The sequence below is a fragment of the Desnuesiella massiliensis genome (assembly GCF_001403615.1).
GTDB lineage: Bacteria > Bacillota > Clostridia > Clostridiales > Clostridiaceae > Desnuesiella > Desnuesiella massiliensis.
This window is the reverse complement of sequence record NZ_LN879457.1, coordinates 872,809-884,521: the sequence shown is the minus strand read 5'-3', so window position 1 is coordinate 884,521 and position 11,713 is coordinate 872,809. Positions and strand designations below refer to the sequence as shown.

Genomic DNA, 11,713 nt, shown 5'->3' with positions numbered 1-11,713 from the left:
TTCTCCTCTTTTCTAATAAATTAGTCATTACTTAATAATATGGCCTTCAAGTTTTCTAGCCCACTTATAATGGATAATGTCTTTTCCTCATCTATATTTTTAAAAATACCATCTAGATAGCTAGCCATTTCTTTATCTATTTCTTCTTTCATGTCTAAAAATTTATGATCTAGTTCTACAAATACTACTCTCCTATCTTCCTGACTTTTTACCCTTTTTATAAATCCCTGTTTTTCTAGTCTATCCACAATTCCAGACACAGTACTGTTAGTTGAATGTATAAGCTTGCTTATATCTGAAATTTTCATTTTTTTATTTTGTGATAATACAGCCAAAACAGTAATCTGAGGAACAGTAAAACCGTAAGAACAAAACTTACTCTTTAAATTCTTATTTATTGTTAGATTAATCTCATTTAACAAAGTTAATACTTTCTTACCATTATCTTTTTTAGATAAGGTTGACATATAATATCTCCTCTCAAAATAATTTATAATATAAATATTTCGTACACAAACTATTTATATTATAAATTATTTTAATAATACTACAAGTAGCTTTAATTATTTTTTATAAAATATTAATAATTTTGGACCAATAAAAAAGTACTAGGCTATAAGCATAGTACTTTAAAAAAATTATTTACCATCTAAATATCTTTCTGCTTCCTCTTTAGATACAAACATGGTGGTTTGATTTTCTCCATAAGCCCTTTTCAGTTGCATTTTAAGTATAGCTCCATCAACAATGAAGGCTACCCTTGATAAACCCTTTTGTATAGCATAATTTTTTGCATTTTCTAATTCTTCTATACATTCTGGTAATTCTACTCCTCTTTTGGATATATCACAAAGATAAGTAAATCCAGATTTTGCATTATCTACAGCCTTCATAAATTCCATATTGCACTTTTTTACTTCTTCAAGATTGCTGGAACCTTCTAGGACTGTATAAATCCTATTCTTAACTGAATCAAATTTAATACTGTACAACCCAATCCACTCCCTTAATCCATATTTTTTTAAACATTATATAAAATTTAAATCCAACAATTCCATACTACCATTATATACTATTTATTTCAACATTTTTCATGTATTATTTTTCTATTTATCCATTATAAATACATAATGTTACATTATATTCTATAACATCCTATTAATATACAAAAACTCTTTTTTAAGTAATAAAAAAACACCATCAAATGCTACTACAGTAGAATTTAATAGTGTTCATTCTTAATTTAATATTATTTAGCATCTAAATACTTTTCTGCTTCTTCCTTAGTAGCAAACATGGTAGTTTGATTCTCTCCATAAGCTCTTTTTAATTGCATTTTAAGTATTGCTCCATCAATAATGAAAGCAAACTTTGATATTCCTTTTTTTATAGAATAGTTTTTTCCAACTTCTAATTCTTTAACGCATTCAGGCAATTCTACGCCTCTTTTTGATATATCACAAAGATAAGTAAATCCTGGCTTTGCTTGGTCTATAGCTTTGATAAAATCAGCATTATATTTTTTTATTTCATCTAAATTGCTTGTACCTTCTAAAACAGCATAAATTCTATTCTTACCAGCATCGTATTTAACATTATACATACAAAATCCCATCCTTTCACTTAATTAAATATATAGATTGTTTTAATATTGTTTTCAACCAAGTTAATTTTACCATTAAATATTATTTTTTTCAACAAATTTCATGTATTATTTTTCAAATTAATCATTATATATACATAATATTACATACACTTCTATTATTGCTTATAGGTTACAGTGTATTTTTTCCAGTTATTGAGCAAATAGAATTAAATTATATTTTTTATTAAATATTAAATTTCATGAAGGATTTTTCCATGTTTTATCGAAATATCAGTATTAATGTAATAATATATAAATATTTTCCTTGATAGATTAAATTTATAATCTTTAGGATATGTTTATATAAAAATTGCATAATACTCAACGCATAGGAGGACAAAATATGTTAAAAGAAATGTATTCAGCAGGGATAATTGGAGTTGGTGCCTATATTCCAGAAATTATAAGAAAGAATGACTATTGGGATGGGGTAGACTTTGTAAATCTTACTAAAAAAAATAAGAATGTATTCCAAGGTATTGAAGAAAGAAGAGTATTTCCAGAGGGTGTATTACCTTCTGATGCTGAAGCTAGAGCAGGTATGGTTGCCATAGAAGACTCTGGATTAAAGCCAGAAGACATAGATCTTGTAATGGTTCACTCTATGATTCAGGATGAATTAATTCCTGGAAACGCAAGCCTTGTGCAATACAAATTAGGTTTAAAAAATGCTGCCGCTTGGAATGTAGACACTTGCTGTTCCAGTTTTGTTACTATGGTGGTTAATGCAGCTAACCTTATAGCTACAGGAGAGTTTAAAAATATACTTATAGTAACTTCAGTTTTTCACTCTTGGATTTTAGATAGGTCTGACTATCTAGCAGCACCTATTGGTGATGGTGCTGGTGCTGTCCTTATGAGTAGGGTTCCAGATGGTAAGGGTTATATAGCATCTACCTTTAATTCAGATGGTTATTACCATGACGCTTTTACTCTTACAGAAAGATTGCCCTATGATGTTACTAAGAGAAAACACTGCGAGCCTGTTCCTATGAGACCATACTTAACTACAAACGCAGCTAAGACTAGAGAAATGGGACAAAATTCTGTAGATGACATGTGTCACTTACTTTCAAAGGTATTGGAAAAGGCTGATATAAAATCTGAAGATATAGATTTGTTTTTATCTCACCAACCTTGCCATTGGGCTCATGACGCCTGGAGAGAGTTTGTTGGTATTCCTAAAGAGAAATCCTATGAAACCTTTAGCAAATATGGTAATATGGCTTCTTCTGTAATTCCTATTAATATGTATGAAGCTAAAAGAAAAGGCCTTTTGAGAGATGGATATAATGTATTAATTGCTTCTCCTGGTGCAGGTAAAAACAATTCTGTAGCAGTTTTAAAATGGCATGACACTAAGTAAAGAGGATGACTATATGTTTTCAGTAAATTATGATAAAGGTTTAAATAGAATATATATTAGCATAACAGATACACTATCCGAAAGTGAAATAAAAAAATATATTGAAGATATGATTACTATACTTAATTATGTAAAGCCTGGCTTTACCGTATGTACAGATTTATCTAATGCTTCTTTAGAAGAAATAAAATCTGGAAGCAAATTTAATAGTATAAGAGAAAAAGGCATAGAAAAAGGTATCAAAGCTGTAGCAGTAGTTCTTTCAACGGATATGTATACCCTTTATAGTGAAGGTCACTTCCCTCATATAAAAAATGCTTTTAATTCTCTTAATGAGGTTGAGGAATTCTTGAACTTAGTTTAAAGACTCTATAAAAGAATATCTTAAATATTATAAAAATCCAGTATGCATTTTTTATGTATGAATACTGGATTTTTAATTTACAATACTTTGTCATATTTAATCGAAGCTACATATTTTTTAATCTTTTATGTATTTAAAATGTTATCTATAATATGTTAAAATATTACTTAATGATATTTTTTTTACGTATATTAACTAGAACTATGAGTTTACGAAAAAGCTATTTATATTTTAATATTAATTAATATATATCGTAATGAGAGGTAATTATGAAGAACTATAAATCTTTATCATACTTAATTAATACTTTTTGGTTAGTGCTATGCTTAACTATCTTTGTTTTCTTTTATTATAATTATAAAAACGATGCGAAAAGTTACCCCAAAGCTGAACAGGGTGAACTAGATCTGACGCAATGGAACTTTCAAGAGGATGGAATAATCCCTCTTGTAGGACAATGGGAGTTTTACTATAATAAATTATTATCTCCAGAAGACTTTAAAAAAGGCGAAAGCTTAAAATATACTACTCTAGTAAATTTACCAGGAAGCTTTATCAAAAATAATACATCCAATATGATATTACCTAATAAAGGCTTCGGTACTTATAAACTAAGAGTTAAAACGAATTCGGAAAATGTTTATTATGCATTAAAAACAGATTTTATTCATTCTTCTCATAGACTCTGGGTAGAAGACCGTCTAGTTACCTATACTGGAAAAGTAGGAGAATCAAAATCTGATTACAACCCTCAATTACTTCCTAAGGTTGGATCTTTTAACAATAGAACTAAGGAATTTGATATCATTTTGCAAACCGCTAATTATGATGCAAATACCCCTCAAATTGATACAATTTTATTGGGAAGCGAAGAACAGATAATAGCTTTAAAGTCTAAAAGATTAGCTTTTGATTTGTTCATCTTCGGCAGCAGCTTAATAATTGGTATATATAACCTTGCTTTATATAACAAAAGAAAAAAAGATCGTTACACATTATTTTTCTCTATTTTCTGTCTTATACTATCAATAAGAACACTTTTTGTAGGAGAGCGATTTTTCATTAGCCTTTTTCCAAATTTCCCTTGGCAGATACATATGAAAATTTGCTATTTAACCTTTTTAACTTATATTTATATATTTGCCATATATTTAAATGAATTTTTCCCAGGCATTATTTCTAAGAATATTTTAAAGACTTATAAGATTTTAACTATAACCTACTGTATATCTATTTTAGTGAGTCCTATTGATTTTTATGAACATTTAATTTTACCTTATGAAATAATTTCAATATTAGTCCTTGTATATATCTTATCTAAGCTTTCTTTGCAGTGGCTAAGTAATGGATATAAAAGCAGTCTCATCACCCTAGGTTCTTTTGCTGTATTAGTTACAAATATTAATGATATACTCTACGAATATTCAATCATTCAGACAGGCTCTTATGCTGCATTAGGACTTTTTATTTTTATTCTAGTTCAGAGCTATGTTATGGCAGATAAATTTTCAAAAGCTTTTAACGAAGTAGAGGCTTTGTCAGAGCGCCTCAAATCCATAGATAAAATAAAGGATCAGTTTTTAGCTAATACTTCTCACGAGTTGAGAACTCCATTAAATGGCGTTATTGGAATTACTCAAGCACTACTTACGGAAAATGCTGATAATTTAAATTCGGAACAGATTTTAAATCTAAAACTAATTAATTCAAGCGCCAGTAGATTGTCTTATTTAGTAAATGATATTTTAGATTTTTCTAAGTTAAATAATAATGACATAAAATTAGATAAAAAACCTGTTAATGTAAGACAAGCTGTAGATCTAGTTATCTTAACTTGTTCCCATGCAATTAAGGGAAAAAAGATAACCATTAACAATAACATTTCAAGCGAGTTACCTTTTACAATCGCTGATGAAAATAGACTTCAACAAATATTATATAATTTAATCGGTAACGCTATAAAATTTACTCAATATGGTTCAATAGCAATTGATGCTAAGGTTGTCAGCAATTATGTAGAAATATCAATTAAAGATACTGGTATAGGTATACCTAAAGATAAACTTAATGCCATCTTCGAACCTTACGAACAGGTAGATTTTTCAATAGCTAAAAAATACGGAGGTACCGGTTTAGGATTAAACATCACGAAAAAACTTATTGAATTGCATAATGGATCAATATATGTAGAATCTGCAGTAGGAGAAGGCTCTAAATTTTCTTTTATACTGCCTGTTTACAATAATAAAGCCACATCCCCCTCCACGATTCCAAATCTATTGAATAACTTGTTTAAAGAAGATAGTTTAATTAACGATTTCTCATTAAATAATTTATCTGATTCAAAAAAGCATAGTATATTAATAGTTGATGATGAAGAAATAAACATAAAGGTTTTAGAAAGGTTTTTATCTCCGGATGGATATAATATAATAACTGCTCACAATGGGGCTGAAGCTTTGGAGCTATTGAAAAACTTTGCAGATATTGATCTTTTAATATTAGATCTTATGCTTCCAGATATGTTAGGATATGAGATATGCAGTCTATTAAGAGAGGAATATTCCATGTTCCAGCTTCCTATTTTGATGCTTACTGCTGATAATAGACCTGAAAGTTTAGTAGTATCCTTTGAATGCGGAGCTAATGATTATCTTACTAAACCCGTTGATAAATTAGAATTAATTTCTAGAGTAAAAACTCTTATAACCTTGAAAGAGTCAGTGAAAGAAGCCTTATTGCTTAAGGAAAAGGTAATTGATGCAAATAAGAAGGTAGAACTATTAGAAGACAATGTTATAAAAAGTGAAAATAAGTTAAGTGAAATTTTAGAATATGATAAACTAAAAACTGAGTTTTTCGCTAACATCTCTCATGAACTTAGAACACCACTAAATGTTATATGGAGTACACTACAATTAATAGAAGTACTAAAAAATAATAATCAGTTAGAAATGTGTATGAAAAAAGATTATCATGGTGTCATGAAGCAAAATTGTCTTAGACTTATAAGACTAATTAACAATCTTATTGATATAACTAAGATAGATGGTAATTATTTAACCTTAGAGCTATATAACCAAAATATAGTTTCAGTGATAGAGGATATAGTTATGTCTGTGGTTAACTATGCAGAGTCTCATGAAATCACTCTAGTTTTTGATACTGATGTAGAAGAAAAAATAATGGCTTTTGATAGTGATAAGATGGAAAGAATTATACTAAACTTACTTTCAAATGCTATAAAATTTACTCCAAAGGGTGGAGAAATTGATATAACTATTAATGATCTAGGTGACTACATTAGAATTTCTGTTAAGGATACTGGTGTTGGAATTCCCAAAGAGGAACTCTCTAATATCTTTGAAAGATTTACACAGGTTGACAAATCTCTATCTAGGCAAAATGAAGGAAGTGGTATTGGTTTATCTCTAGTTAAATCTTTAGTTGCATTGCACAAAGGAAATATCTATGTAAAAAGTGAATACGGCTTCGGCAGTGAATTTGTTATTGAACTCCCAGCTAAACTAAAAAAGGATTGTGGATTGAAGACCGAAGAATATTCCTCTGATTCTAAATACGTAGATAGAATAAATATTGAGTTTTCTGATATATACTTAAAATAATAAGTGCTTAGGAGGTACCCATGATTACGGATAAGATTTTTAAAAAAGCTCAGGCCATAAGCAAAGAGCTTATATCTATACGAAGGGATATTCATGCCTACCCTGAGTTTGCTCTACAAGAATACAAAACTTCTGCTTATATTGCTAGTAAATTAAGGGAATTAGGTTTAGATGTACAAACTAATGTAGGTATCACTGGTGTAATAGGCACTCTAAAAGGGTATAAACCTGGTAAAACTATTATGATAAGAGCTGATATGGATTGTTTAAAAATTGAGGAGCAGACTGATTTAGAATTTAAGTCTAAAAACCCTGGATTTATGCATGCCTGTGGTCATGATGCTCACATAGCATGGGTCATTGGAGCTGCCATGATTCTTAAAGATTTTAAAGAACAAATTCAAGGTAACATTAAATTTTTATTTCAACCTGCTGAGGAAATAGTAGGTGGAGCAGAAAGAATGATTAGGGACGGGGCACTAGAAAATCCTAAAGTGGATGCGGCTATAGGTGCTCACGTTTGGCCCTCTTTACCTTCTGGAAGCTTTGGTTTAAGGTATGGCGAAATGATGGCAGCTCCTGATACTTTCATTATAAAAATAAAGGGTAAAGGTGGTCACGGAGCCGCTCCTCACAATTGCATAGATCCTATAGCTATTGGCTGCCAAGTCTACACTGCATTGCAAAATATAGTAAGCAGGCGCAATGATCCTGTGGACCCTTTAGTTATTACTGTGGGGAAATTTGTATCTGGCTCTGCTCCAAATATTATTCCAGAAGAAGTTTTAATGGAAGGCACCACCCGTACCTTCAGTGAGGATTTAAGAAATAAGCTTCCCCAACTAATGGAAACTACTATTAAGGGCATTACAGAAGCTTACGGAGCCACTTACGAGTTTCTATATGATTTTCGTTATCCTTCAGTAATCAATCATAGCTCTATGGTGGATTTAGCTAAAGATGCAGTTGAAACTCTTTTTGGTTCTGAAAAGGTACAAGTAATGAAAAAACCAGAGATGATAGGAGAAGATTTTTCTTATTTTCAAAGGGAAGTTCCTGGCGTATTCTTAGCTATTGGAAATTCCAATAAAGAAAAAGGAACACATATAGATTTGCATAATCCAACTTTTAAGGTTGATGAAGATATCATTCATAATACTTCTGCCCTACTATCACTTTGTGCCTTAAATTTTTTAAACTATAAAGATTAAGTTCCAATAATCGTAAAACACTATTTTTTTAATACATTCATAAAGGAGTGATGATATGATAAAAATCTGTACTTTTAGTAGGTATTCTGAAGAATTGTCTAAAGCATTATTAGAAAAAGGACAAGAGTTTAGTAATGAGGAATGTTTAGGAAGATGCGATCTGTGTATGAAAATGCCTTTTGTAAAAATAGATCATGAGTTTATTACGGGAGAGACTGTGGAAGATTTAGTAAGAAAATTGTAAAGCAATTTCTTTAAATAACAAAGTACAAAGGAGGAGGATTTCTATCTTTGTACTTTATTATTTGTACTTTCACTTCAATAATTTTTATTATGGAAGACTTATATTCACAATTTATATTTAAGACCTTTTTCTATTAGGCTATAGGGGATTTTAAATTCGGGTATTCCAGAAGCGTAAGGTGCTATGTCGTATAGCTGAAAATATATAACCAATTCACCCTGGGATAAATAGAAGTCTGTGCTGTCGTCTATACCTTTAAATCTATCTTTGAAAAAGGAGTTTTCGTTCTTATCTATAGTCTCTGCTATTTTATCATTTATTATTTTTTTATAATTAAAATCTTCCTTAAATAAATCTCCTATTTTTATTTCTTTTTCTAGATTCGTATCAAAATTAAAGGTTTTTTGAAAATAAATACCATGTGCTCCCCCTGTGTATTGATAATATATTATGGGCATGCTCAGTATATTATTTTTATTATAGCGTATTTTAAACTCACTTCTTGCTTCAAAAGCTTGGGGCACCTCTCCGTATTTTTCTGACTGTTCCTTATATTCTTTTTGCAATAGTTTTACATCCTTTAAAAACTCTATAGATCTGTTTTCTAACTTAAAATTAATTTGCTTTTCTACATCCTTGTTTTTTATCCCTTCTATAACAGGTATATTTATATCCACATTTAAATGCACGGTAGACTCTTTTATAGACTTACTTTTAATATTTATAGTATTATTAATATAACCTTCATTAAGAGCTCTTACATTAATGCAGCTTAAATTAACTATTAGAATAATTGCAGTTATAGATTTTAAAATATAAAAGATCCTTCGCTCAGTTATAAATTTATTCATTTTATCTTCCCTCCTTGATATATAACTTGATATGTAATTTTGCTTTTATATATGCACGTTTTAAATTGATTAAAAAATAAATTAAATAAATAATAAATTATATATAAATTTCTGCTTATTCCTCTTGATTTAATTCTTTTTACAACTTAACATTAATATATAATATGATTTCATGAGGTGTGCTTATATGAATTACAAATTTATGCTTCAAAAGAATAAGTATAGGTTTTCTTATAATAGGAAAATGTTGTTGATTAGTGATGAAAATATAATAAACAGAAAAAAAGAGATTTCTTTTTTTCTTAAGGAACTATCTCTTTATAAAATTTCATTAAAAAATTTAGTAGAAAGAAAGCCTAATAATGAAGTTAAAAACTTATTACTTAATATAGCCTACGCTATTATTAAAGAAGATTCTATTATTAGTAAGATTAGAACTTCAAGGTCTCTTCCTATAAAAGAAGTTTCAAAATTCACTCATGAATCCTCCATATTTATTGAAAAGTGGGAAAATTATTTATTAGCTTATATACTCTTATTATGTAATACTGCTTATCTAAATATACAATCCTATTTAAATATTGAGTATAATGAAGAAAATCACTATAGTAATAATTTAGATTCTAATAATGAAAATCGAAATTTAAAGGAACCCTCTGGCATGGTGTTAAGGGTAGATAAAAAATTAGCTTACATAATTACATCTTACGGAGACTTCTTAAAAATAAAGATTAGTCCTGAAGAATTTCCTGAGGTAGAAATAGGAGACTTAATTTCTGGAAAAACTCATAAAAATATAAAATTTTATAAATTTCCTATATTGATGTGTGTTTTTTCATTAATACTAATAGTATTTTTATCTTTTTCAATTTACAATCAACCTCATTCAAGCATAGTTGTAGAAATGAATGGCAGTATTAAACTTCACTTAAATAGATTTAATAAGGTTGTTTCCTATTCCTCCACTACGTCTACTCTAAAAAAAATTACTAACTCTGTGATAGTGGACAATAAAAATATGGATGAGAGTATATTTTCTATACTAAAGTACGCTAAGGATAATGAAATAATTAAAAAAGGTTCTACTATATATTTGTATGTTAACGGCATAACCATAAAAGAGGATAATTTTAAAACCACAGAAGATTACATTATAGAAAATAAATTAGATGTAAGAATTAACAATAATGGAAAGGAATATAGAATTAATAAGAATAAGTGAATATCCTTATAATTTTCATAAAAAAACAGGTGCTTACATGCACCTGTTTACTTATTTATTAAGCAACTCTTCTATAGCTTCTTCATCGAATCCCACTACTGTTTCTCCGTCTATTTTTATTACTGGAACACTCATAATTCCCATAGCCATTAATTCTTTTCTGAAAGTTGGATCCTTCACATTTTTTTCTTCATAAGAAATATTGTTTTCTTTAAAGTATTCCTTTGCGTTCACACAGAAAGTGCATGTATCAGATGTATATATTACTACATTTTTCATATTAATTCCTCCTTGACATATACCCTGGTATGGTATCTATGTTTTTATTATACTACTTCTATTATAATATTACAATACCTATTTTTTATTCATAGTAATTATTAGTTAAATTAGTAGTCTCCTATACTAATTTATGAAAACAGTTTAAAACTGTAACTTATATTGATAAAATATTATTTATATAAATAATATTTTTAAGTTATTTAAGGAGATTTTTTATGAAAGGTAAGATATTAATAATAGAAGATGAAAAAAAACTCTGTGACATTATTGGTCTATATTTATCTAAAGAAGGTTATGAAGTTAACTACGCTTACGATGGCGAAACCGGAGAAAGTTTTATTGAAAATAGTTCCTTTAATCTTATAATTCTTGATGTTATGATGCCCCAAAAAGATGGCTGGTCACTTTTAAGAAAGATTAAATCTCATAGTCCGGAGACCTTAGTAATTTTAACTACAGCACGCGGAGAGGAAGAAGATAGAATTTTTGGATTAGAATTGGGTGCAGATGATTATATGGTTAAGCCTTTAAGCATGAGAGAATTAGTATTAAGAGTGAATCTAAGACTTAAAAGCAAATCTAGTTCTTCAATACATACAAAATCTTCAATGATAGAGATAGGCAGCTTAGCTATTGAAGAGGATAATAGACGAGTTATTGAAAAAGATGTTATCATTTCATTAACTCCAAAAGAGTTTGACTTAATGCTATTCTTTATTAAAAATTCAAATATAGTTTTTAAGCGAGAGCAATTATTAGATAAGGTTTGGGGTTATGACTTTGCCGGTGATACAAGAACTGTAGATACTCATGTTAAAAATTTAAGAGAAAAAATATATTATTTTAATTCTAATCTTAAAACCGTATGGGGTGTAGGCTATAAATTAGAATTATAGAATAGA

General features: G+C 28.8%; 12 protein-coding genes. 7 read left to right on the top strand and 5 right to left on the bottom strand.

The window, feature by feature from the left end:
* Nucleotides 1–20 precede the first annotated feature (20 nt).
* The 3 genes from BN2665_RS22080 to BN2665_RS22070 all read right to left on the bottom strand — a co-directional run bounded on the left by BN2665_RS22080 (nt 21) and on the right by BN2665_RS22070 (nt 1,603).
* Complete coding sequence (locus tag BN2665_RS22080) at nt 21–467, bottom strand: MarR family winged helix-turn-helix transcriptional regulator (RefSeq protein WP_055669257.1); 447 nt, start codon at nt 465–467, stop codon at nt 21–23.
* Between the two features lie 171 nt (nt 468–638).
* Complete coding sequence (locus tag BN2665_RS22075) at nt 639–992, bottom strand: hypothetical protein (protein WP_055669256.1); 354 nt, start codon at nt 990–992, stop codon at nt 639–641.
* A 257-nt stretch (nt 993–1,249) separates the two neighbouring features.
* Nucleotides 1,250–1,603 carry a hypothetical protein gene (locus tag BN2665_RS22070; RefSeq protein ID WP_055669255.1) on the bottom strand — a complete coding sequence of 118 codons (354 nt, stop codon included), beginning with the start codon at nt 1,601–1,603 and terminating at the stop codon, nt 1,250–1,252.
* Between the two features lie 385 nt (nt 1,604–1,988).
* Here BN2665_RS22070 and BN2665_RS22065 point away from each other — a divergent pair, with 385 nt between their 5' ends.
* The 5 genes from BN2665_RS22065 to BN2665_RS22045 all read left to right on the top strand — a co-directional run bounded on the left by BN2665_RS22065 (nt 1,989) and on the right by BN2665_RS22045 (nt 8,456).
* Complete coding sequence (locus BN2665_RS22065) at nt 1,989–3,011, top strand: 3-oxoacyl-ACP synthase III family protein (RefSeq protein ID WP_055669254.1); 1,023 nt, start codon at nt 1,989–1,991, stop codon at nt 3,009–3,011.
* A 13-nt stretch (nt 3,012–3,024) separates the two neighbouring features.
* On the top strand, nt 3,025–3,375 hold the full coding sequence (locus BN2665_RS22060) for a hypothetical protein (RefSeq protein ID WP_055669253.1): 351 nt from the start codon (nt 3,025–3,027) through the stop codon (nt 3,373–3,375).
* A 269-nt stretch (nt 3,376–3,644) separates the two neighbouring features.
* Complete coding sequence (locus tag BN2665_RS22055; RefSeq protein WP_055669252.1) at nt 3,645–7,001, top strand: ATP-binding protein; 3,357 nt, start codon at nt 3,645–3,647, stop codon at nt 6,999–7,001.
* Between the two features lie 20 nt (nt 7,002–7,021).
* Entirely contained in the window at nt 7,022–8,212 is a 1,191-nt protein-coding gene (locus tag BN2665_RS22050; RefSeq protein WP_055669251.1) for a M20 metallopeptidase family protein, read from the top strand.
* Between the two features lie 55 nt (nt 8,213–8,267).
* A complete protein-coding gene (locus BN2665_RS22045) occupies nt 8,268–8,456 on the top strand; it encodes a YuzB family protein (RefSeq protein ID WP_055669250.1) in 189 nt (62 codons plus the stop codon).
* Nucleotides 8,457–8,560: 104 nt separating this feature from the next.
* Here the strand turns inward: BN2665_RS22045 and BN2665_RS22040 are convergent, their stop codons facing one another.
* Nucleotides 8,561–9,307 (bottom strand): DUF3298 and DUF4163 domain-containing protein, encoded by a 747-nt coding sequence (locus BN2665_RS22040; RefSeq protein ID WP_055669249.1) that lies wholly within the window; start codon nt 9,305–9,307, stop codon nt 8,561–8,563.
* A gap of 187 nt (nt 9,308–9,494) precedes the next feature.
* Here BN2665_RS22040 and BN2665_RS22035 point away from each other — a divergent pair, with 187 nt between their 5' ends.
* The gene (locus BN2665_RS22035) at nt 9,495–10,529 is read left to right on the top strand and encodes an anti-sigma-I factor RsgI family protein (protein WP_055669248.1); all 1,035 of its coding nucleotides are present in this window, start codon (nt 9,495–9,497) and stop codon (nt 10,527–10,529) included.
* Between the two features lie 51 nt (nt 10,530–10,580).
* Here the strand turns inward: BN2665_RS22035 and BN2665_RS22030 are convergent, their stop codons facing one another.
* Nucleotides 10,581–10,808 (bottom strand): glutaredoxin family protein, encoded by a 228-nt coding sequence (locus BN2665_RS22030; protein ID WP_055669247.1) that lies wholly within the window; start codon nt 10,806–10,808, stop codon nt 10,581–10,583.
* Nucleotides 10,809–11,026: 218 nt separating this feature from the next.
* Between BN2665_RS22030 and BN2665_RS22025 the strand changes: the two genes are divergently transcribed.
* Nucleotides 11,027–11,707, top strand: coding sequence for a response regulator transcription factor (locus tag BN2665_RS22025; protein WP_055669246.1), 681 nt, complete (start codon nt 11,027–11,029; stop codon nt 11,705–11,707).
* Nucleotides 11,708–11,713: the final 6 nt, after the last annotated feature.